The sequence below is a fragment of the Candidatus Omnitrophota bacterium genome (assembly GCA_003598025.1).
In the GTDB taxonomy this organism is placed as follows: domain Bacteria; phylum Omnitrophota; class Gorgyraeia; order Gygaellales; family Profunditerraquicolaceae; genus Profunditerraquicola.
Window position 1 is genome coordinate 107,277 of record QZKH01000009.1, and the last position, 19,427, is coordinate 126,703.

The window sequence follows — 19,427 nt, forward strand, 5'->3', positions numbered from 1 at the left end:
TAGGATTATGAAGAGGGCATTATCTTTTACCTTATTTTTTGCGTTATTTTTAACTTCAGTCGCTCATGCTAGTGATATCCAGCTTGAAGCAACGGTTGACCGCAATAAAATAGCGCTTGGCGAAGCGCTCCAGCTTAATCTGACTTTTCAGGGAACGCAGAATGTTTCTGCGCCAAGTATAGATAAAATAGAAGGCTTTGATGCGCGCTATCTTGGGCCTTCTACCATGGTTTCGATTATTAACGGGGCGGTCACAAGTTCCATAACCCACGTTTACACCTTAATTCCTTTAAAGACAGGTACCTTTACCATAGGGCCGTTTTCCGTGCAAGCTCAAGGGAAAACTCTGACTTCTAAGCCGATAACCGTAGAAGTAGTTTCAGCTCCTACTGGAGGCCAACAATCTGCTCCCGGTCAAGCCTTACAAGAACCAGCTCCTACAAAAATAGACGCGGAAGAATTAAAGGATAGAATTTTTTTAATCTTGAGCATAGGAAAAAGAAAAGCATATTTAAGTGAGTTTGTACCGCTAACCGTAAAACTTTATGTAAACCGCTTAGGCGTGCGGGATATTCAGTTCCCCGAAATAGAAACAAACGATTTTTCCATTGAAAAATTTGGTCAGCCAAAACAGTACCGCGAAGAATTTGGCGGTGTCTTGTATGATGTTATTGAGTTCACGACGAATATGTTTGGAATAAAGCCGGGAGATTTTACTTTAGGACCGGTAAAATTAAAGTGTAATTTGGTGGTGCGCAGACAAGCTCAAGCGCACCGGCGAACTCCCTTTGATGATGATTTCTTCAACGGGATGTTCAATGACGACATTTTTAATGATTTCTTCGGTAGATATGAAGCGTATCCCTTAGAGTTAAAATCCACAGAGATTCCGATTACAGTGTTATCTTTACCGCAAGAAGGAAAGCCTGAGGGTTTTGATGGAGCATTGGGTAATTTTCAATTAAATGTTGAAGCAATGCCTCTTGAAGTAAAAGCAGGAGATCCTATTGCCTTGAAAATGACAATAAAGGGAGAGGGGAATTTTGATAGCGTTAAGGCCCCGCGGTTACAATCCAAAGATGGTTTTAAGGTTTATGACCCACAGGTTAAACAGAATGAAAACGAGAAAATTTTTGAACAGGTAATTATTCCGGATTCGGAAAACATAACCCATATCCCGCAGATAAATTTCAGTTTCTTTAATACAAAAACAGGACAATATGAAGTCTTAACGCATGAACCTATTCCGATAACGGTATTGAAAGCCGATGAGGCTCAAACAAAATTGATAGAATTACCCCAAGCTCAGGTTAAGATCGCGCAAAAAGAAGAGCTGGGAAGGGATATAATTTACCTTAAAAGCTCGCCTGGCCAATTCAGGAAAATCGGCCGTTATCTTTATCAAAATTTAGGCTTTTGGCTATTTCAGATATTAAGTCTTATTATATTCTTGGGTATCCTTATTTTTAATCTTAGACAGCAAAGATTAATTACCGATCAACGTTATGCGCGCAGGTTGCAAGCTCCGGCAAATGCAAAAAAAGGCATAAAAGAAATTGACAGGTTATTGCGGGAAGGTAAAACAGAAGCATTTTTTGACACGCTGTTTAAAACGGTCCGAGAATACCTGGCTGATAGATTTCATTTGCCCGCAGGCGGCATAACCGCGATTACCATTGAAGAACTAGCCAAAGAAAAAGGTATTGCCCAAGAGACCTTAGATAAAATAAAGAAAATTTTTGCTGATTGTGATATGGCTAGATACGCGCCCAGCCAATTTGGTCAGAAACAATTAGAAGACATCTTCCAAGACTTGAAAGAGATTATTGATTATCTGGAGAAGCAAAAGGCATGAGAGCCAAAAATATCCGAAATATCTTTATTTTAGCTGCGCTATTCTTACTTCTTTTCTTAGAAGCAGGATTTGTTTTTGATGATCAGGAAACAGGGGCTTTTAACCGGGCCAATGTTTATTATGAGCAGGGAAATTTTGACGAGGCAATCAAACAATATAAAAGCATTGTTGAAGAGGGTCTGGAAAGCGGCAATCTCTATTATAATCTCGGCAATTGTTATTTTAAGAAAGGCAAGCTCGGAGAGGCTATTTTTTACTATGAGAAGGCTCGCAGACTGATTCCACGGGACAGGGATTTGGAATCTAATTATGAATACGCTTGCTCGTTGATTAAAGGCGGCACTTTCAGTAGCCAGGAAAGCTTTCCCGCAAGGTTATGGAATAAGCTATTTGAAAAGCTTGCGATTGACGGATTGACTCTCGCACTCAGCATATTTTTTATTTCAATTCTAATTAGCATCTTGGCGAGTCTTTTCTTTGCGCCGCTTAAAAAACAGGCTTTAATTCTTACTGCCTTTTTGGGATTGTGCTTTGTTGTTGGTCTCGTCGGTCTGAAAGGAAAAATTTCTCGCTTAAACAAAGAGGCAATCGTGGTAGTGGAGCAGGCGGATGCCAAATTTGAGCCGATGGAAAAAGCAACAACCTATTTTACTCTCTACGAGGGTATGAAAGTCGAAGTGGTAGAATCCAGAGATAATTGGCATAAAGTCAAACGCCAGGATAAGAAGAGCGGCTGGGTGCAGTATAGCGCAATCCTTCCCTTTTAGCAGTAAAACAAGCATCAAACAAAATTTTAAGCCTTGACATTTGCACTAAATGTTCATAAAATGTGAACTAATCGTTCACGCATCGTGAACACTTATCCGGAGGCGATAATGGAAAGCATTTTTTCTACAAAGGAACGATTAAAAATCCTAAAAGCAGTTATTTTTAATAAAGCGCCTATCAGCGTTAATGTCATTGCCGCTCAGCTTAAACTAAGCAAGGGGCTGGTCTCTAAGTACTTTGAAGTTCTGCTAAAAGAAGGCATTGCTAAGAAGTCAAATGGTAAATACCTTATAGTTGACTCTTCCTTTACAAAGGCAGCCAAGATTTTATTAAATATAATCGGCATTGATGCGGAAATTTTCAAGAAGTTTGACTTTGTGGAGGCTGTTGGCCTTTATGGTAGTTGCGCTAAAGGGGAGAACACAGATGATTCTGATGTGGATCTCTGGATAAAGATTAAAAGCGTAAGTGATGAGAAAGCCGCCTCTTTAACTACTATAATGAGCAAGAAAATCAAGAATGTTAAGCCGTTATTCTTAACTACCGAGAAGATTGAGAAGATGAAAAAGGATGACATGCTTTTCTATCATTCCTTGTCATTCGGCTCAATCGTTCTCTACGGAGAAAATAATGCCATTCAATTATAACGATTGCATGAGGGAAGGGTTACTGAGGAAAATCCCGCCATCAAAAGATAAGGCTGTCCAGTCATTAAAGAAAGCGCAACAGTGGTTAAAAGAAGCGGAGAATTCTCTGGAAGGGAATGCATTCAACTCATCAATTTTGGCTTCTTATATGGTAATGTTTCATGCGGCTAGGACTATCCTGTTTTTTGATGGCTTCCGGGAAAAGAGCCATGCCTGCGTAGCAAGATATCTTGAAGAGAAATATGTTAAAACTGGCAAGCTGGATAAGAAGTGGGTTGAACTATTGGATCACAGCCGGGAAATTAGGCACGATGACCAGTATGACCTTAGTTTTTTCTCAACCAAAGAAGAAGCGGAGAATGCCTTGAAGTCCGCTAATGACTTCTGGGGTGCTATAGACGGTTTATTTAAGGCGATCTCTTCTAAGTAGGGTGAAACAGCATTAAAGGGGCATGAAACTAAGCCTTTGGAAATAGGCTTTCAAGCGCGTTTCGCCGTTCTTTTTCGGTTTTGAGGCGGGATATCCTTAAAAGCCGTTTGCCGTTGAATATCTTTAGCTTGTCTTGATCCTGGCAGGATTTTATGGTTTCAATGAAGTCCTGGGGTAGGGTGTTAACTATCTTTAAGAGGTGGGCTACCTTGGAGTCTGAAATTTGCAACTCTTGGCTGGCTCTTGCCCAGGTCATCCTGGTAGGGCTGTTTTCAATAAAGGATTGCAGTTTGAGGCCCTCATAGATGATATTTTGGTAGATTCTCTTGGGCCGTGCCGGAGGCGCTTCAAACGGCTTGATTAAAGACAATAAAGTGCCCTTTTTGCGGCTTTTATAGAACCTAAGAAGCAGGATAGCCTCTGTGGTTCGAAAACCGTCTATTGTGGGCAGTACTTCGACTCGGCCTTCGGCCTCGCTCAGTACGAGTAGTTTATTAGAAAAGTCCGTATTGGGTTGCTTTTATTTATTACTTGGACGAGAACCAAAGTGGTGCGGGGTGAGACCGTCCCCGCGCTTTCGCGGTGACAGGGAGCTAAGGTAACGACGAATCGAAGGAAAACATTCTTGATAATAGTTTTTTCAGGGGTATAATAGATAAAAATTTACGGATTGCGCGGGTGGTGGAATGGCAGACACGCTACTTTGAGGGGGTAGTGGGGCAACCCGTGAGAGTTCAACTCTCTCCCCGCGCACCAAATAAAATACCCGCATAAGCATGCGGGTATTTTTATAATGTAATAAGTATTATTTTATCTGCGCTTATCTTTTATAAAATTTGATTTTTCCATCCTTTTAGCAGCTTCTTTTAATTCTGCCCCTATTTCTCCGATTTGAGCAACATGCTCTATTTTCCTGAATTCATTTGTGACAACCCCGATAGACACTGACAGGATGGGTACCTTTTGTTCGCGGCCCTGGCGGTCTTTACCAATAATATAACCAAGTTTTCTATCATGTTCATTATAGAAAGAGGGGGCTATTTTATCAAAATCAGATATTATCTTTTCGCAAATTCCATCCGCAGATTCAAGAGATGTGACTACTACAAAATCATCGCCTCCGATATGGCCTACAAAATCTCCTTGAGAGCCTAGCTCCTGCGTTGACCTGATAAGGATACGGGCAGTTTCACGGATAACCTGGTCGCCATGTTCAAAACCGTATTTATCATTGTAAGATTTGAATTTATCCAGGTCAATATAACAGACGGCAAATTTTTCCTGGCTTTCGATCCTCCTTGATAGCTCATTCAATATCGATACGTTACCAGGCAGGCGGGTAAGGGGATTGGCCTCTAAGTCAATTTCGGTACGCCGCAATATCATTTTTATGCGCGCTATTAATTCTTTGGGCTCAAAGGGTTTTACAATATAATCATCAGCCCCTGCGTCGATTCCGCCTACCTTATCATTGAGATCGCCTTTGCCTGTTACCATTATTACAGGCATATGCCTCAGCAACAGGTCTTTTTTAATCAACGCACAAACCTGCCTGCCGTCTACCTTAGGCATTTTATAATCAAGCAATACCAAGTCAAATGCCCGGCTGTTAATTAATGCCAGCGCCTCTTCCCCGTCTTTTGCCTCGTGGACTTCGTAGTTTTCTTCCGCCAGGGTAATTTTAAGTATATCTCTTATGTCCGGATCGTCGTCTACAACCAGTATGCGTATTTTCATATTTAATTTTAACTTTTTTTACGTTGTAAAGTAAAACTGAATATTGAACCGTTGCCTAATTCGCTTTTAACCCAGATTTTACCTCCGTGGGCTTCCACTATGCTCTTAACAAGTGCCAATCCTAATCCGGTACCTTTTACCTCTTGGTTAATGGCGTTATCTACCCGGTAAAATTCTTCAAAAATCGCCTCTTGCGCTTCTTTGGGTATACCATAGCCGGTATCAATAACGTTGATTTGTATGGTATTTGGGTCAAGTTCTTTAGTCTCTATAGATATTTTTCCTCCGGCAGGAGTAAACTTTATGGCATTGCCCACAAGATTTATCAAAACGCGCTCAATCTGTGTTTTATCGGCGAGGATCTGTATAGGATTTTGTGTGATCTTATAACTTAAATCCAGCTGTTTATCTTTTGTCTGTACTGATAATAAATCAGTTATTTTGTTGATTATGGCGTTTAAGTCGCACGACTCTAGCTTCATGGTTACCCGTCCTGCCTCCATTCTTGATATGTCCAGCAGGTCGTTTACCATATGCACCAATTCATCGCTATGAAGATTAATTTTGGTTAATCTTTCACGTATCTCTTCAGGTATTTCTCCTAGTTTTCCGGCAAGCAATATCGAGGCATATCCTTTAATAGATGTCAGCGGCGTTCTGAGCTCGTGAGATACGCTTGAAACAAAATCTGTCTTTCGCTTGCTTATTAATTTAACTTCGTTAAGGGCTTTTGTAAGATCGCGCGTTCTTTCTTCAACCTTTTTTTCCAAGTCCTGCTGAGCGAGCCACGTTTTTGTAAAAAGCCTGGCATTCTCAAGTGCCTGGCCTATTTCGTTAGCCAGTATAGTTATTAATTCTTCATCGCCTTCTGTAATTTTTGTGTCTGTTCTTTGCGTGCCGACAACCAGAAAACCTCTGTTCCCTTCATTGGGCAAGATAGGCGCAATAACGAATGATGTTGAATCAAATGTTTCCTTAAGGACGTTAATTAAGCCTGTTTCTTTTGACAGGGAAGATATGGGCCGTTCTTGTTTTATGAAATTCAGATAAAATTCTTTATTCTGTTTTAATTTAGGCTGAAAAGAACTGGCTGTGTCTTCGCTGTAGCCTATACTTAGATAACAAGAGAATTCATTATTGTTATCCAGAAGAAAACCGCAGGCTTTTTCGAATCCTAAATTTTCAAGATAACTTATATCGATCATCTTAAAGATCTGTTTTTCCTCCAGAGTTGTGCTTAGCGATTTTGATAATTTCTGCAAAGCGTATAGCCCTGTTATTTTCTTATCTAATTCTTCATGCGCCTTATTGAGCTCAAGGTCTGTGCGGACGATAAGCTTGGCTTGTTCGTCCATCTCGTTAAGGGAGCGTTTTAGTTCATTAATTATTGCTTGCTGTTTTTTAATTTGCTCCATTTTCGCGCTTAGATAAATTACAAGCGCAAAAATTGTCAATATTGAAGCTATGCCCAGAATATTGATTAAGCTTTCATATGAGAGCATATTTATCCTTCTATAGCTAAAATTGTCACTGTTTGATTATGAGAGTAGACCTTGCCTAGATATCCTATAGCTTTCATCGGGGCCTGCTCTCCGTATGTATAGATACCAGCTATTATTGTATTTTGTGTAAAATGGTTTTTTATAATCTCAATCTCTCCGATGGCATCCCTCTTTAAAAGCATGTACCTGGATATCGAGTCAAATACTAAAGCGAGGTTTGCCTGTTTATTCAGCAGCCCCTTTTTTGCTTCTTCAGCTGCCTGTTGAGTTGCCAGAAGGCATGATTCTTTTGTCCCGATCATTAATCGTATTTGGCTGCCCTGAGGAATATCTCCCTGCAATATTATTGAGCCGTCATTTTCTACTGAGAGAATGTTTCTAAGTAGATACTCTTCTCTCCCGGATATATATATCCCAATAGGATACAGGACTGATATACGGTTTAAATCTATTTTTAGTTTTTTAATTTTCGCAGCAAGATAATCTTCATAAAGTTCTACTGCCGGCCGAGAATCGATCTCATAAACGATATTGCCTGTGGACCTGGTTACAGAGCGCATTTTCCCAAGGGGTTTCCAGCCGTGTTTTACTCCCAGCCCAAAATTTAATTTACCTCCCCAGAGAATGCCGCATGCCGCTTCTGATAAAACCTGGTCTTCAAATATGATCGGAGTTTTCTTAAATTCCAGATTATCTGAAGCCGAAGCCCCGACTATGGGGAAACTTTTGCCTAGTTTCTGCTGCATCCCTAAAATTATGTCTTGCTTTTCTCCGATCAGCCCGTCAGAAAAAACCAACCCCAAATCTCTTCTAATACCCTTAAAGCCGTAAAGCAGCTTTTCTGCGAATTGATCTCCTGCCTGTATCAGCGGCCTTGATTTTAAGTCTTTTATAAAGGCAGTATTAAAATATGTCCCTTCAGAAAATTTTATCAATAGTATAATTATACCATGTTTAAATATGCCCTCGTTAGAAATAATTGCAGCCCCGCAACATCCGATTATCGGAGTTTCCGGGAGGTAGCCTTTTAATTTGGAAAGGATGAGGGGGGAGACAGCATCAATGGTTGCAAAAATAATCGCTAAATCGGCTGTTTCGCTGGTTAATTGAACTTTGGCATGCTGCAAAGCCTCATAAGCAGATTCTAAAGCGGAGCTATGCGTACCTAGGCCTACGCCGATTTTTATCGCCATTTGAATATTCGATTAAAGATATATTAAATCAGTAAAAATAAGCCAGATATATAACCAATATACAACAATTATTTATAATTTCAATATAATATTAAGGGTAAATAGATTAAAAAATTAATCGTTGACTAACTAAGGTTATATAGTAAAATATTTTAAATATTTAAGAAACCTCTGGCCCCATCGTCTAGCCTGGTCTAGGACAAATGGTTCTCAGCCATTAGACACCGGTTCAAATCCGGTTGGGGCTATTGATGTTACACACATTGAGCAGTTAAAATATGGTTTTATTATGCGCCTCAGGTATCTCAATAGCTTTGGATTCTTAGGCAGAGTGTGTAATTTTGAAAAATTCTCTTGCAATTTTCTGGATTAATGATAAAAATAAAGAATAAAAAGGAGGTTTGATGCGGGAACATTTAGGATTTTTAAAGCTTTCCAGCGCAGTTGTAAAGATTGCTGCCTGGATTTTTTTGTTTCTGGGAGCCATAGGAGGGTTATCTATACTTCTTGGTTTTTCGCCTTCAGGCCAGCCGAGATGGATGGGATTATTTGTTTTGGCTATCTATGCATTCCTGTTTTTCTTTTTATTCGTAATCGCCAAGATAGCTGATTTGATGACCAAGATAATTAACGAAATCAAGAAAGAATAAAATTCAGGAGGCTAAAATGAGAAGTGTTATATCCGGCGCTTTGAGGAATTATCTTTTTCTGACTATTATGTTTCTGGCTGTTTCTGTTCTTGGATGCGACAAGCTGGGTCTTCCGTCTAAGAAGCCTCAAAATAAGAGGAGCACGGAACCGGTTGCAATGGTAACCGGTACGGTTATCGCCAATGTTAATAATTTACCCATTACTCTTGAAGATTTAGACCGGGAAATAGCTGCTTATAACGAACTCATGGAAGCAAACGGGGCTCCGGAATCAAAGATTTCTAATCGCGATGCGAAGATAGATTATTTGAGGAACGATATGGTCAGGCGCGCGTTGCTGTATCAGGAAGCCCTTGATAGAGGTATGGATAAGAAGTCTGAAGTCAGAAGGATCCTTGAAAGGACCAAAAAAGACCTCCTTGTTGCTGAATTAGTAAGGGCGGAAACAGAAAATATAGATGTAAGCGCAAAAGAGATAGAGGACTATTATAATAGTTCCAAGAAGATAGGAAGGTCTCTTTTTTATGAAATCGTCATTCCCGAGGAAAAGCAAGTCAGAGAAATCATCCTGCCAAGCGAATCCGAAGCAAGAGATATTTTGATACAACTTCTGCAGGGTGCGGATTTTGCAGCGTTGGCTAAAGAACGTTCAAAAGCTAAGAGCGCAAGTAACGGAGGAGACCTGGGGTTTGTGGCTCCGGGTAGCAAGTTCGCAGAGTTTGATACGGTAGTAGGTATGCTTGATGTAGGCAAGGTTAGCAGTATTTTTAAAGGTCCCGATGGATACTATATTATAAAGATAGAAGCAAAGCGCGGAGGCGCGGAAAGATCCTTGTCAGAAATGTGGGAGAATTTAAAGAAAGAAATCACTTATATAAAGCAGCAGCAAAAACTTGAACAGTTGATTGAGGCGTTGAATAAAAATGCCAAGATTGAGGTTTATGAAGGAGTAATAAAATAATGCCTTTGCCAAAAATCCCCCTATCCAGGCAGCGATTAGCTTTAATCTTCGGGTTGGTCCTTGGTTTGCTGGCGATAATAATGCTTAGAAGCTATGTAAACGATCAGAGGGTTAAAGCTGACCAGGAGGCAAGGAAAAAATTACAGATGATTCAGGCAAACCAGACCAGTGTGCTTGTCGCAAAGAAAGACCTGCCTCCGGGTACGCCGATAGACCCCGAGATGTTTGAAACCAAGATTATTTTTAACAATGAGAAGGCGCCCCGGGCAATAAATTCTCTGTCCAGGATAGAGGGTATGATTGTAGCTATCCCTATTGCCAAAGGCGAGCAGATAGTAATAGATAAACTGGTCTATGCTCGCGGTGGCGGTAGTCTTTCTGACTCAACACCTTCAGGCAAGCGGGCGATTTCTATAAATGTCGATAATATAGCTTCATTGGCAGGCATGATTAAACCTGGAAATTATGTAGATGTAATAGCAATGGTAGCTCTGCCAATGTCTGCGGGAGAAGGCAGGACTTCTGCCCAGCCGGTAGTCATGCCTTTATTCCAGAATGTACAAATATTAGCAGTGGGACAAGAGACAAGCATGTCCCCGCAAATAAGCTCAAGCTCCAGATATGGTAAAGAAGAAAAAAGGGATGTATCTTCTATTGTGACGCTGGCGCTTACTCCGCAGGAGGCCAATATACTATCTTTTGTGCAGGAACAGGGTAAGATTAGGCTGGTTTTGCGTTCTCCTTCAGACTCGAAGGAAGAGCCTATCCGCCCGGTGAGCTGGGATACGGTTTTTCAATATTTGATGCCACAGCAGGACAGAAAGAATGTGCCGGTAGAAAAACCCAAGCCTACCGTTGAAATTTATAGGGGCTCAACTAGAGACGTTGTTACTTTATCTGATTAGAGATTAAGGAGACATAATGAATAAAAGAAGACTTTGCAAGGGCTTTATGATGCTGAGTTTATTTTTGCTCGGCTTGAATTCAGTTATTTCAGCAGCCGAAGTCAAATTATATATGGGCGAGACAAAGGTTTTGGCTGTCAGCAGCCCTACCAGAATTGCTATCGGTAACCCTTCTGTTGCAGATGTCTCCAATGTCAACTCAAACAGCATAACCTTAGTCCCTAAAGGACTGGGCTCTACGTCGCTGGTGCTCTGGGATATATACGGAGAGCAGGCATACACTTTAAGGGTGCTCCCTGAGAATATAGATTATGCTAAAAAGCGGATTGATGAGCTGCTTAAGTCTTTGAATCTTCCTGAAGTTTATACTAAGTCGGAAGAAGATGAGGGCCGGATTTTATTGCTAGGCAGGGTCAAAACTCCTCAGGATAGGGAGAGAATAAGCGTTTTGTTGGGCGCTCTCAAGGATAAAACAATAGATCTCTTAGAAGTTAGAGAAGAAGAAGCCGTTATTGAAATAGATGTGCAGGTTTTAGAGCTTAATAAGGATGCAACAAAGGCTTTGGGGTTGACAAACCCGCTTAGTACTCAGGACGGATACAGCATCACTGAAGTAGGCTCTCCAGGATTAACAGGGGCAAAATGGTCAGAGCTGTTTAAAGTCCTAAGCCTTAAGCGTACCACAGCTTTTAATTGGACGCTTTTCGCTTTGGTCCAAGAAGGCAAAGCCAGGATATTATCTAGGCCAAGATTAGCTTGCCAGAGCGGGAAAGAAGCAGAGCTTTTAGTCGGAGGGGAGAAGCCGATATTTACTACGCAGGTTGCTTCTGCCGGAGGGCAGGGGACAGAAGTAGAATATAAAGAATATGGGATTAAACTCAAGATAAAGCCTACTATCAGCGAGGAGAAAAGAGTAAAGTTAGCCTTGAATGTTGAAGTAAGCGAGGTTGGTGATGCGGAAATAATCGGCTCAGTAGAAGCCCCTACTGCAAAAGCTTTCCCCTTGACCAAGAGGACAGCGTCTACAGAGTTATTTTTAGATGATGGGCAGACGATGGCAATCGGTGGTTTGATTAAGAGCAAGAGTGAAGAGGATTATACCAAAACACCCGGCCTTGCAGATATCCCGATATTCGGCATGATGTTTAGGAAAAAAAGCGGTAAAGTCGGAGGCGGCACAGGGGAAAGAGGAGATAGTGAATTATACATTACTTTAACTCCAAAAGTTATTAGCGAAAAAATTCCCGCCAAAAAATCAGATAACGATAACAAGAATATTGCCAGTAGCGATCAATCAGCAGGCGTTGAGCCTACATCTACCGAAGGGGTCTATGCAGGCTTAGTGCAACAGCGTATATTAAAGAAAATATCTTATCCGCTTTCTGCAAAGAAAGCCGGTTTCCAGGGTACGGTGAGGCTCAGTCTTATTATTTCCTATCAGGGTGAATTGCTCGGTGCCACGATTAAGGATTCTTCGGGTTACAGAGTGCTTGATGAAAATGCTATCGCAGCGGCCAGGAGCGTTTCTTCTTATCCGCCATTTCCTTCATCCATAGATTCGGAAGAAATAGAGATTGAAGTCCCGATAGTCTACCAGCTAAACTAATATGTCAAAAGTCATAGCTTTATTCAGTACAAAAGGCGGCGTAGGCAAGACATTAATCGCAGCTAACCTTGCCGTAAGCCTTTTTAAGGATTATTCTAAGAAAGTATTGCTTGTAGACCTTGACCTTCATGTCGTCGGAGATATGGCCAGGATGCTGGATGTAAGTCCACATCGCTCAATAGCGGATATAATCGTTCATATCAAAAAGCAGCCCGGCGACTCTGTTAAGAAGGAGAGCTATGTCTCTAAGACGTCTATAGGGGTTGATTTTCTGCCCGCAGTCCTGAAAGCCCAGCAGTCTCCGCATCTTGATGCCCAAAAATTAAAAGATATATTCGAACTTTACGATAAAGATTATGATTTTATAATTGTAGATGTCGGCAAAAGCATAACCGACATGCTTGTTTCTACTTTAAACCAGGCAAATTTAATCCTCTTGATTGTAACCCCGGATATTCTATCTATCTATCAGACTAAATGGACGCTGGATACCTTAAGATCTTTGCATTTCCCATATAAAATGATAAGGCTTGTCCTTAATAGGGCTGAATCTTTGGCCAGCGTCAGTTGGCAGGAAGTAAGGATTAACTTTCCGATTGATATTATTGACCAGGTACCTTCTGATGGAAGGGTGGTAGGAAATGCAGTCAACAGGGGCGTGCCGGTAGTTATCGATAATCCCAAGGCCAAGATTTCCGCGTCAATAAGGCATTTGGCATCATTATTGGTATCCAGGAATGATTATTTTATTGAACGCTCTGAAGTCAGTCAGATGAAAGTCGAAGAGGACATGCTGGAGAAACCGGCCCAGATATGGCAGGCCGAAGGCTTGACAGAGGCTTTGGGCAAACCCGAAACCCGCGACGAGGATGATGAGATATTAAAACTTAAAAGGCGCATACACGATAGATTGATAGAGGAGCTTAATTTAAAAAGGATAGATTCAAAAGTATTCAGCGATCCTAAAAAAGCCAGGGAATTAAGAAATAAGGCAGAGATATTAGTTGCTAATCTTCTGGTTGAAGAGGCGGGTAGCTTTATTACTTCTCATGATGTGCGCAGAAAATTGACCAAAGAGATACTCGATGAGGCCTTGGGCCTTGGCCCGCTTGAAGATTTACTTGCCGATGGCGCGATAACCGATATCATGGTCAACAATAAGGACGAAATATATATAGAGAAAAATGGAAAAATTGAGCTTACTACCAAGAAGTTTATTTCTAATGAACAGGTAAAGACTACCATTGAAAGAATAATCGCTCCGTTAGGAAGAAGAATAGATGAATCTGTGCCGATGGTCGATGCCCGTTTGCCGGACGGCTCTCGTGTAAATGCGATAATTTCCCCGCTTTCGTTAACCGGGCCTACATTAACAATAAGAAAATTCCGCAAGGAAAGATTCACCATTGACGAGTTAATCGGTATTAAAACTTTAAGCAGGGAGATGTCGGATTTCATAAAGGCATGCGTTTTAGCAAGAAAAAACATCATTGTTTCCGGTGGTACCGGTTCCGGTAAGACAACCATACTCAATATTCTGTCTGCTTTTATACCGGATTATGAAAGGATTGTTACTATTGAGGATGCCGCTGAATTGAAACTGCATCAGGAGCATTGGGTTCGGCTTGAGGCTAGACCGCCGAATATCGAAGGTAAAGGCGCAGTAACAATACGAGATCTTTTCCGCAACAGCTTAAGGATGAGGCCGGATAGGATCATAATTGGTGAGTGTCGCGGGCTTGAAACCATGGATATGCTACAGGCGATGAACACCGGCCACGACGGTTCTATGACTACGCTTCACGCCAACTCAACCCATGATGTCCTGGTGAGGCTCGACTCTATGATTTTGATGTCAGGAGTTGAGTTACCAGTCAGGGCTATCAGGGAAATGGTGGCCTCAGCGTTACATGTTATTGTCCATACCGCCCGTATGTCTGATGGCTCAAGAAAGATTATAGAAATTACCGAAGTCGCAGGAATGAGGGATGACATCCATGTTGATTTAAAAGATATATTCTCGTTTAAGCAGACCGGCATAGATAAAGAGGGGAATGTATTAGGAGATTTCCAGGCAACAGGTTACATACCGTCATTCATTGAAGAGATCAAAGTCAAAGGTATTCCTCTTTCTGAGGATATGTTTAAGATATAACATCACTTCCTGAATGAAAATAATCAACACAACTCAAAATACAATTTTAGCAGATAAGGCTGTTTTAGCAGATAACCCTTTCTCTAGGATGAAGGGATTATTAGGCAGGAAGGCGCTTTACGATGGAGAGGCGCTGGTACTAAAACCCGCCAATTCCATTCATACATTCTTTATGCGTTTTTCCATAGATGTCATATTTTTAGGTAGAGATAATAAGGTAGTTAAAATCATATCTCACCTTAAACCCTTTAGATTATCCCCGTTATATTTTAGTTCTTCGATTGTAATAGAGCTACCTTCAGGATACATAAAAAAAACCAATACCAAAGAATCCGATATCCTATCCATCCAGCCTTAGGTCCGTTTCTCCCGCTCTTCAGGGACCGTTTCTCTTGCTGACCACAAAGGTGCCCCCATAGAGCCGTATTAAACTTCTTTTAAGGTATCTAGTAGATTATTAAACTGTCCCGACATGCGATATCTTGCGCTACTATAAGGATAGCTAAAAGGAGATAAGGCAATATTGGCTCTCACGGGATTTGATTCAACATATTCGATACATTTTAAGAGGTAATCGTCACTTAGAATAGCCAAGCTTTTATATCTGCCTTGCCATAGATGGCCAACCTTTTTATATCTGCCATTATACCAAGAGGTATAAGTTAAGTTGACCTTCAACATGATTTTTGACAAAATTTTTCCGTCAACTAATCCAAGCAGTAAATGAACATGGTTAGGCATCAGGCAATAACAGAATACCTTGAATTTGCATTCTTTCTTGTAATGCCTTAGAATGTCGAGATATTTTACGTAGTCTGTTTCATCATGGAATATGATCTGCTTTTGATTACCCCTTGTTAAAACGTGATAAAAACACCTATCAAGCAATAATCTCTTGGGTTTTGTCATAATTCCACCTCCAAATGATTAGACGAAAATAAGGGAGTCTATCTAACGAATTTTCTTAAATAGGGGCACTTCTATGAAGAGCAACGGAAACGGTCTGTGAAGAGCGGGAGAAACGGCCCTAAGAAATTAGTTACTATATTTGTCCAATCTAAAATAATTGACAAGTTTGGACATTTATGTTATATTTAAAATGTCCAATGAGAGGAATAAATGGGAATAATCTATAAGCTAACCGAACAAGCTAAAAATATAGTTCTTGATGAAAAGCGCAATAATCCCAAGTTAAGCTGCAGGAAATTAGTTTTATTATTAAAAAATAAGCATAATTTAGTACTTTCCAAATCCAGCATAAATTCTATTGTTAAAGAGGCGGGTTTAAGTCAGTCAGTAGGAAGAAAACCTGCAAAAATAACTCCAAAAAAAGTTAGGCCCTCAGTACCCACCCCGAAAGAAGCAATCGTTGAAAATTCAGCTGTAATAAGCGAACCTGTTCCAATTGTAATTGAGCCGCCCCAGGTTAAGGTTAAAGAATCTCCGGTGCTAATTGAAAATGCCGGATACGTTTTTTTAAAAATAGCCGATGATCTAATAGGCGGAGGCAGACAAATTGCATCTATAATTGCTTCAAAGCTTAATAACGTAACTACTTCTGATATAATGAGTTACAATAATTCGCTTTTATTTAGAGCATTCAATGCTACTTCTATTTTGACAGCCATTCAAAGCCTTTCTCCCAATGAGGTAGGTTTATCTTCATATCTTGCTGATTTACAATCAGTTACGAACATTACCCCCAGGCTTATAAAAGCGCTTACAGATGCTTTTACGCGGATAAGAGGCTATAGATTATATTTCTCCGATAATTCAACATTATTTCTTGATAGCCAATTTCGATCTGTATGGCAGGTGCCTAACATGCCAATTGATTTTTCTCTATCATATTTAAATGCAAGCAGTTACGTTAAGAGTATCATAAATCACTATAAGAATTTTTGTATTCAATCAGGAGCTAAAGATAACTTAATTCCTGAAGAATTCATTGATTTATGTATAGGTTTATCTAACTCCGGTAAAACATTAAAAAACATAAGCTTGTTTTCTGATAACTTAACTGAGATTGAAAATATTGCTGTTCAGCAGGAGCAGCAGCCTTTTACTCTGGTGGCTGGTTTCTGGAGCGATCAAATTAGGGGGGGAATTAAAATAAATATGGTCAAGGATTTTGAATCAGCTTTCATTGGAGAATTATCGACTCAGCTTCATATTGGTTTTGCTGATTTAGATGTTACGCAACTAACTGCAAATAAAAGAGTTAAATTAAAAGGCTACTTGATAAAATCATCCCCTAATGATAAAAGGTTCCTTGTAATCGCATCAAGCAATTATTCAGAACCATTTGATAATCAAGGGGTTATAGTAGATTATTTAAAGCTTTGGCCAAATTATTTTGAGGGTTTTATTGACTTTAAACGAAAATATGAGGCTTTTACTTATCTGCCTGAGCCCGCAGCGAATTTTAATTTTAAAGACTTAGGGCCGAATAGCGATATAAAGGCAACCCTCAGGGAATATTTTAACGGACTTGATTTCTATGTCAGGAGATATATTCTGCCTCCAGATTACGAAACTGAATCTTTCTCGACGATAAATGAGCATTTTTACAGCCTTAAAGCAGTTGTCATGGATAAAACAAGCCATTTCCAGCTTAAATTCCAGGTTCCCGATGGTTACAAATTTACCAGCGTAGTTAGATACGCCTGCCGCAGGGCAAATGAGCGATCAGCAATGTTTGCCGATGGTAAAAAGATATTACTTGAAATATGATAAGTTAAGAAAGCGGTTTCAAAATGGCTCCCGATTAGCTTGACTAGTATATATATAAATGCTATATTTAAAATGTAAGACGGCAGCGAAAACTCCGGACAAAGATTCGGAGTCCCGACATTTCGTCGGGAGGCAATTCCATTATTGGAGGTAATGGATGCGCAAAGCCACGGGACGATGCTCGTCACAAATCAGTCTTTATCCAGTTTTTCGTTTTGGGTCGCAAACGAGAGCGTTAGCCGGGTTACCGAAAGCCGTATGGTTTTCGGTTTTTTATTTTTTGGGCTTGTTAACAACTTTTAAAAAGATTTAAATAACTGAAAAGGAGGTGAAGAATATGTTAAGCAAAAGAGGTCAGTCAACATTGGAGTATGTATTGATTCTTACTGCTATCATCGCTGCGATAATCTTGGTCGCCAATAATTTTGTCAGGCCAAGAGTAGGGTCATCTTTGGACCATGTAACTAATCAGATGGAGCAGCAAGCAAACAGAATCCAGTTCGGAGCAGCGCCAGTTGAATAAAATTAATAGAAAAGGGGGGTGAATTAAATGTTAAAAATCTTAGGTAAAAGAGCACAAACTACTGCCGAATATGCTGTTTTGATTGCACTGGTAGTTGGTGCAGTTGTAGCAATGCAGGTCTATGTAAGGAGAGGTTTGCAGGGAAGGATCAGAAACGTCGTTGATCACGTTGATTCCGGTGGGCCCGTAGGGCAAGACGAGGACCAATTTACATTCACTGCTGAGCAGTATGAACCGTATTATTTGTCTTCTCAGTCAGCCACAGCCCGTGAAAGCACACAACAGGAAATCTTAGGCCGCGGCGGCGAGGTTGGAAGAGGTACTGCAGAGGCAACAGGGGTACAGCGTCAACAGATTATGGGTTGGGATGATACGACTTTAGCTACGCCAGTAGCGGCTCCCAGCGTAACAGAGCCGGGAATGCCGACTGTACCGCAACCAGAGAATGTTGAATAATAAAGGAGGTGGAGTAAATGTTCATACATTTAAATAAAAGAGGCCAAAGCACATTGGAATACGCTCTTATTATAGCTGTAATAATAGCAGCTTTAATTGCTATGCAGACGTATTTCAAAAGAGGCCTTCAGGGCAGGTTAAAGCAAGCAAGCGATGATGTCGGCGAACAATTCTCATCAGGAGCCAGCTACTATGACTATACTACGCAGACCAGTATTTCATCTAATGAAGAGGTAAAGCCTGGTGTTGATGATACATCCAGAGGCGGGATCACTCAAACAGATACTACCCAGAATGTTACCAGGACAGGTACTGAGCATGTTGCTGAATACGGGGACACAGGCGAGTATTGGCCACAATAATAGCATGGTATATGATGGGAGCACCATTTATGCCGATTATGTTTACAAAAGAGAAATTAGGTGAAAAAGGAGCGTAGCTATGTTTTTGGCGATTGCGTTATTCTCAATATCTTCGATATGCCTTATTGCTTCTGTAGTTTTTCCTTGGGCTGATGATAAGCGTTTAGCCTGGCAGGATGAGAAGGAAAAGACTATAGGCAGGAAGATGGACGATATGTTTTACTATGACAGAAGCCCAAGGCAGATCGTGCTACTTTATTATATGCTGCCACCAATACTAGCTACGCTCAGCTATTATTTAGTATCAAAATCCCTCCTTGTAATATTTTTTGCAGCAGGATTAGGTGTAGCTATCCCCAATATTATTCTCAAAGTAAGAGACGCTAATAGAAGAAGAAAATTCCGCCAGCAGATCCTTGATTGCCTCATGCTATTATCAAGCTGCCTAAAGGGCGGCTTATCTCTTTTACAGTCTTTTGAAGTTATAGTAGAAGAGATGCCTGCTCCAATGGCGCAGGAGATGGGTCTGTTAGTCAGGGAAAATAAGATGGGTGTTACTTTAGAGGAGGCTCTAAAGAGGTTCGATAGGCGTATACAAACCGAAGAATGGAGCCTGGTAATTAATTCTATTTTGGTTGCCAGGGAAACAGGCGGTGATTTAACCAAGGTTTTCAGCCGGCTTTGTACGACGATCAGAGATAATCAAAAACTTAAAGATAGCATACAGACACTCACTCTTCAGGGCAGGCTGCAGGGTATTATAATGTCAGCGCTGCCGTTTTTGTTTGTTGCCTGGGTATTACAGTTCAATAAAAATCATTTTGATGTTATGTGGCAGAATGATTTAGGAAGGATGCTTATGATTGCGGCGATACTTTTACAGATTGTCGGTATGGTTTTAATCCGCAAATTCAGCATCATTAAGATATAGGAAGGGATTTAAT

At 40.6% G+C, this 19,427-nt stretch carries 20 protein-coding genes, 2 tRNA genes and 1 riboswitch; of the genes, 17 read left to right on the forward strand and 5 right to left on the reverse strand.

Annotated elements, in window-relative coordinates; genetic code table 11:
- Positions 1–7 precede the first annotated feature (7 nt).
- The 4 genes from C4533_08055 (at position 8) to C4533_08070 (ending at position 3,700) form a co-directional block, all read left to right on the forward strand.
- Entirely contained in the window at positions 8–1,855 is a 1,848-nt protein-coding gene (locus C4533_08055) for a protein BatD (protein ID RJP27401.1), read from the forward strand.
- Complete coding sequence (locus C4533_08060) at positions 1,852–2,622, forward strand: tetratricopeptide repeat protein (protein ID RJP27402.1); 771 nt, start codon at positions 1,852–1,854, stop codon at positions 2,620–2,622. Before C4533_08055 ends, C4533_08060 begins: the two co-directional genes overlap by 4 nt.
- A gap of 108 nt (positions 2,623–2,730) precedes the next feature.
- Positions 2,731–3,270 carry an ArsR family transcriptional regulator gene (locus tag C4533_08065; protein RJP27403.1) on the forward strand — a complete coding sequence of 180 codons (540 nt, stop codon included), beginning with the start codon at positions 2,731–2,733 and terminating at the stop codon, positions 3,268–3,270.
- 7 nt (positions 3,271–3,277) lie between these two features.
- Positions 3,278–3,700, forward strand: a complete 423-nt coding sequence (locus C4533_08070) for a HEPN domain-containing protein (protein RJP27437.1) — start codon at positions 3,278–3,280, stop codon at positions 3,698–3,700.
- Between the two features lie 28 nt (positions 3,701–3,728).
- Here the strand turns inward: C4533_08070 and C4533_08075 are convergent, their stop codons facing one another.
- Positions 3,729–4,070 carry a hypothetical protein gene (locus C4533_08075; GenBank protein ID RJP27404.1) on the reverse strand — a complete coding sequence of 114 codons (342 nt, stop codon included), beginning with the start codon at positions 4,068–4,070 and terminating at the stop codon, positions 3,729–3,731.
- 302 nt (positions 4,071–4,372) lie between these two features.
- Between C4533_08075 and C4533_08080 the strand changes: the two genes are divergently transcribed.
- Positions 4,373–4,456: transfer RNA gene (locus C4533_08080), tRNA-Leu, on the forward strand.
- 54 nt (positions 4,457–4,510) lie between these two features.
- On the opposite strand, the gene C4533_08085 is transcribed toward C4533_08080, so the two are convergent.
- The 3 genes from C4533_08085 to C4533_08095 are packed head-to-tail and all read right to left on the reverse strand — an operon-like array spanning position 4,511 to position 8,132.
- On the reverse strand, positions 4,511–5,437 hold the full coding sequence (locus C4533_08085; GenBank protein RJP27405.1) for a response regulator: 927 nt from the start codon (positions 5,435–5,437) through the stop codon (positions 4,511–4,513).
- 8 nt (positions 5,438–5,445) lie between these two features.
- Complete coding sequence (locus C4533_08090; protein RJP27406.1) at positions 5,446–6,939, reverse strand: hypothetical protein; 1,494 nt, start codon at positions 6,937–6,939, stop codon at positions 5,446–5,448.
- Between the two features lie 2 nt (positions 6,940–6,941).
- Positions 6,942–8,132: a hypothetical protein gene (locus tag C4533_08095; protein ID RJP27407.1), complete on the reverse strand. Its 1,191-nt coding sequence runs from the start codon at positions 8,130–8,132 to the stop codon at positions 6,942–6,944.
- 173 nt (positions 8,133–8,305) lie between these two features.
- Between C4533_08095 and C4533_08100 the strand changes: the two genes are divergently transcribed.
- The 7 genes from C4533_08100 (at position 8,306) to C4533_08130 (ending at position 14,767) form a co-directional block, all read left to right on the forward strand.
- Positions 8,306–8,380: transfer RNA gene (locus C4533_08100), tRNA-Glu, on the forward strand.
- Between the two features lie 156 nt (positions 8,381–8,536).
- Positions 8,537–8,782 (forward strand): hypothetical protein, encoded by a 246-nt coding sequence (locus C4533_08105; GenBank protein ID RJP27408.1) that lies wholly within the window; start codon positions 8,537–8,539, stop codon positions 8,780–8,782.
- Positions 8,783–8,798: 16 nt separating this feature from the next.
- Positions 8,799–9,743: a hypothetical protein gene (locus C4533_08110; protein ID RJP27409.1), complete on the forward strand. Its 945-nt coding sequence runs from the start codon at positions 8,799–8,801 to the stop codon at positions 9,741–9,743.
- Positions 9,743–10,648, forward strand: coding sequence for a Flp pilus assembly protein CpaB (cpaB, locus tag C4533_08115; protein ID RJP27410.1), 906 nt, complete (start codon positions 9,743–9,745; stop codon positions 10,646–10,648). Before C4533_08110 ends, cpaB begins: the two co-directional genes overlap by 1 nt.
- Positions 10,649–10,664: 16 nt before the next feature.
- Positions 10,665–12,254: a TonB family protein gene (locus C4533_08120; protein RJP27411.1), complete on the forward strand. Its 1,590-nt coding sequence runs from the start codon at positions 10,665–10,667 to the stop codon at positions 12,252–12,254.
- 1 nt (position 12,255) lies between these two features.
- Positions 12,256–14,409, forward strand: a complete 2,154-nt coding sequence (locus tag C4533_08125) for a pilus assembly protein TadA (protein RJP27412.1) — start codon at positions 12,256–12,258, stop codon at positions 14,407–14,409.
- 13 nt (positions 14,410–14,422) lie between these two features.
- Positions 14,423–14,767 (forward strand): DUF192 domain-containing protein, encoded by a 345-nt coding sequence (locus C4533_08130; GenBank protein ID RJP27413.1) that lies wholly within the window; start codon positions 14,423–14,425, stop codon positions 14,765–14,767.
- Between the two features lie 68 nt (positions 14,768–14,835).
- On the opposite strand, the gene C4533_08135 is transcribed toward C4533_08130, so the two are convergent.
- Positions 14,836–15,318, reverse strand: coding sequence for a hypothetical protein (locus C4533_08135; GenBank protein RJP27414.1), 483 nt, complete (start codon positions 15,316–15,318; stop codon positions 14,836–14,838).
- A 210-nt stretch (positions 15,319–15,528) separates the two neighbouring features.
- Here C4533_08135 and C4533_08140 point away from each other — a divergent pair, with 210 nt between their 5' ends.
- The 5 genes from C4533_08140 (at position 15,529) to C4533_08160 (ending at position 19,414) form a co-directional block, all read left to right on the forward strand.
- Positions 15,529–17,142, forward strand: coding sequence for a hypothetical protein (locus C4533_08140; protein ID RJP27415.1), 1,614 nt, complete (start codon positions 15,529–15,531; stop codon positions 17,140–17,142).
- Positions 17,143–17,263: 121 nt separating this feature from the next.
- Positions 17,264–17,394: riboswitch (cyclic di-GMP riboswitch) on the forward strand.
- 85 nt (positions 17,395–17,479) lie between these two features.
- Entirely contained in the window at positions 17,480–17,665 is a 186-nt protein-coding gene (locus C4533_08145) for a class III signal peptide-containing protein (protein RJP27416.1), read from the forward strand.
- A gap of 27 nt (positions 17,666–17,692) precedes the next feature.
- Positions 17,693–18,121 (forward strand): hypothetical protein, encoded by a 429-nt coding sequence (locus C4533_08150; protein ID RJP27417.1) that lies wholly within the window; start codon positions 17,693–17,695, stop codon positions 18,119–18,121.
- A gap of 17 nt (positions 18,122–18,138) precedes the next feature.
- Complete coding sequence (locus C4533_08155) at positions 18,139–18,483, forward strand: class III signal peptide-containing protein (protein ID RJP27418.1); 345 nt, start codon at positions 18,139–18,141, stop codon at positions 18,481–18,483.
- 79 nt (positions 18,484–18,562) lie between these two features.
- Positions 18,563–19,414 (forward strand): hypothetical protein, encoded by an 852-nt coding sequence (locus C4533_08160; GenBank protein RJP27419.1) that lies wholly within the window; start codon positions 18,563–18,565, stop codon positions 19,412–19,414.
- Positions 19,415–19,427 lie beyond the last annotated feature (13 nt).

Coding starts and splice junctions, on each gene's coding strand:
- C4533_08125 (RJP27412.1), top strand. CDS start 12,256: ATGTCAAAAGTCATAGCTTTATTCAGTACAAAAGGCGGCGTAGGCAAG.
- C4533_08135 (RJP27414.1), bottom strand. CDS start 15,318: ATGACAAAACCCAAGAGATTATTGCTTGATAGGTGTTTTTATCACGTT.
- C4533_08095 (RJP27407.1), bottom strand. CDS start 8,132: ATGGCGATAAAAATCGGCGTAGGCCTAGGTACGCATAGCTCCGCTTTA.
- C4533_08055 (RJP27401.1), top strand. CDS start 8: ATGAAGAGGGCATTATCTTTTACCTTATTTTTTGCGTTATTTTTAACT.
- C4533_08155 (RJP27418.1), top strand. CDS start 18,139: ATGTTCATACATTTAAATAAAAGAGGCCAAAGCACATTGGAATACGCT.
- C4533_08060 (RJP27402.1), top strand. CDS start 1,852: ATGAGAGCCAAAAATATCCGAAATATCTTTATTTTAGCTGCGCTATTC.
- C4533_08090 (RJP27406.1), bottom strand. CDS start 6,939: ATGCTCTCATATGAAAGCTTAATCAATATTCTGGGCATAGCTTCAATA.
- C4533_08110 (RJP27409.1), top strand. CDS start 8,799: ATGAGAAGTGTTATATCCGGCGCTTTGAGGAATTATCTTTTTCTGACT.
- C4533_08160 (RJP27419.1), top strand. CDS start 18,563: ATGTTTTTGGCGATTGCGTTATTCTCAATATCTTCGATATGCCTTATT.
- C4533_08105 (RJP27408.1), top strand. CDS start 8,537: ATGCGGGAACATTTAGGATTTTTAAAGCTTTCCAGCGCAGTTGTAAAG.
- C4533_08070 (RJP27437.1), top strand. CDS start 3,278: ATGAGGGAAGGGTTACTGAGGAAAATCCCGCCATCAAAAGATAAGGCT.
- C4533_08140 (RJP27415.1), top strand. CDS start 15,529: ATGGGAATAATCTATAAGCTAACCGAACAAGCTAAAAATATAGTTCTT.
- C4533_08130 (RJP27413.1), top strand. CDS start 14,423: ATGAAAATAATCAACACAACTCAAAATACAATTTTAGCAGATAAGGCT.
- C4533_08085 (RJP27405.1), bottom strand. CDS start 5,437: ATGAAAATACGCATACTGGTTGTAGACGACGATCCGGACATAAGAGAT.
- C4533_08065 (RJP27403.1), top strand. CDS start 2,731: ATGGAAAGCATTTTTTCTACAAAGGAACGATTAAAAATCCTAAAAGCA.
- C4533_08150 (RJP27417.1), top strand. CDS start 17,693: ATGTTAAAAATCTTAGGTAAAAGAGCACAAACTACTGCCGAATATGCT.
- cpaB (RJP27410.1), top strand. CDS start 9,743: ATGCCTTTGCCAAAAATCCCCCTATCCAGGCAGCGATTAGCTTTAATC.
- C4533_08145 (RJP27416.1), top strand. CDS start 17,480: ATGTTAAGCAAAAGAGGTCAGTCAACATTGGAGTATGTATTGATTCTT.
- C4533_08120 (RJP27411.1), top strand. CDS start 10,665: ATGAATAAAAGAAGACTTTGCAAGGGCTTTATGATGCTGAGTTTATTT.